This is a genomic window from Vibrio sp. Vb0888, assembly GCF_033338835.1.
In the GTDB taxonomy this organism is placed as follows: domain Bacteria; phylum Pseudomonadota; class Gammaproteobacteria; order Enterobacterales; family Vibrionaceae; genus Vibrio; species Vibrio alginolyticus.
Window position 1 is genome coordinate 1 of the sequence record NZ_JAWOTL010000253.1, and the last position, 1,126, is coordinate 1,126.

Below are 1,126 nucleotides of genomic sequence, written 5' to 3' on the forward strand. Positions count from 1 at the left end.
ACTCGGACCTTCTGCCTTTTCTTTCTTACCTTCGTTAGAAGAGGGCGAATTATCTTCGTTCATTGTTTCTCAATTAAGTAACGCTATCAGACGTGTGATAGCTCACGTAGAGAGGCGAACGCGAGAACTGTTTTATTGGTTCGCCTTTCCCTGTCGAGTACCCAAAGGGTTACTCTTTTTCAGCAATATAAGGGTCTTCATAACCCATACCTTGCATGATTTCGGTTTCGAGTGACTCCATCTCTTCAGCTTCGTCATCCTCGATATGATCATAACCTAGCAGATGCAAGCTGCCATGTACAACCATATGCGCCCAATGTGCTAACAGAGGCTTATTCTGTTCAATTGCCTCTTTTTCAACAACTTGGCGGCAAATAATAAGATCGCCCAAAAGGTCAATCTCCATGCCAGGAGGCGCTTCAAATGGGAAAGAAAGCACATTCGTCGGCTTGTCTTTACCACGATACTCATGGTTAAGAGCGTGGCTTTCTTTCTCATCGACAATTCGAATTGTCACTTCTGCTTGAGGTTGGAAAAGAGGGATGGTCTTGTCTAACCAAAGTTGGAAGTCTTGCTGCGAAGGTAAGCCTTCTTCATTTTCGACTGCCAGTTGCAGATCAAGTTCAATTGCCATTTTTATTCCTTAGTTGCAGCGACTTGAGCGCTAAGTTCTGCTTTCGCTGCTTCTAACAGTTTAGCATCACGCTCTTCACGGCGACGTTTCTCGAACTCTTTACGTTCTTTTTGATCTTGCGCTTCCCACTTCTCGTAGGCGTTGACGATGCGAGCAACCACAGGGTGGCGAACAACGTCATCTGCTTGGAAGAAGTTAAAGCTGATGTCGTCGACTTCACTGAGCACTTCAATCGCATGACGAAGGCCTGACTTCGCACCACGAGGTAAGTCGATCTGAGTGACGTCACCAGTAATAACCGCACGCGAATTGAAACCAATACGAGTCAGGAACATTTTCATCTGTTCAACGGTGGTGTTCTGACTTTCATCTAGAATGATGAAAGCATCGTTCAGCGTACGACCGCGCATGTATGCCAGAGGAGCGACCTCTATAACGTTGCGTTCAATCAGCTTTTCAACGCGCTCGAAGCCTAGCATCTCGAATAATGCG

At 46.1% G+C, this 1,126-nt stretch carries 2 protein-coding genes; both read right to left on the minus strand.

All coding sequences use genetic code 11. From position 1 onward, the window contains the following. Positions 1-169 precede the first annotated feature (169 nt). Positions 170-634 carry an rRNA maturation RNase YbeY gene (ybeY, locus tag R7P72_RS25420; protein ID WP_005483484.1) on the minus strand — a complete coding sequence of 155 codons (465 nt, stop codon included), beginning with the start codon at positions 632-634 and terminating at the stop codon, positions 170-172. A gap of 2 nt (positions 635-636) precedes the next feature. Further along, on the minus strand, positions 637-1,126 hold a 490-nt coding region (locus R7P72_RS25425; protein ID WP_318111011.1), incomplete at its 5' end, for a PhoH family protein.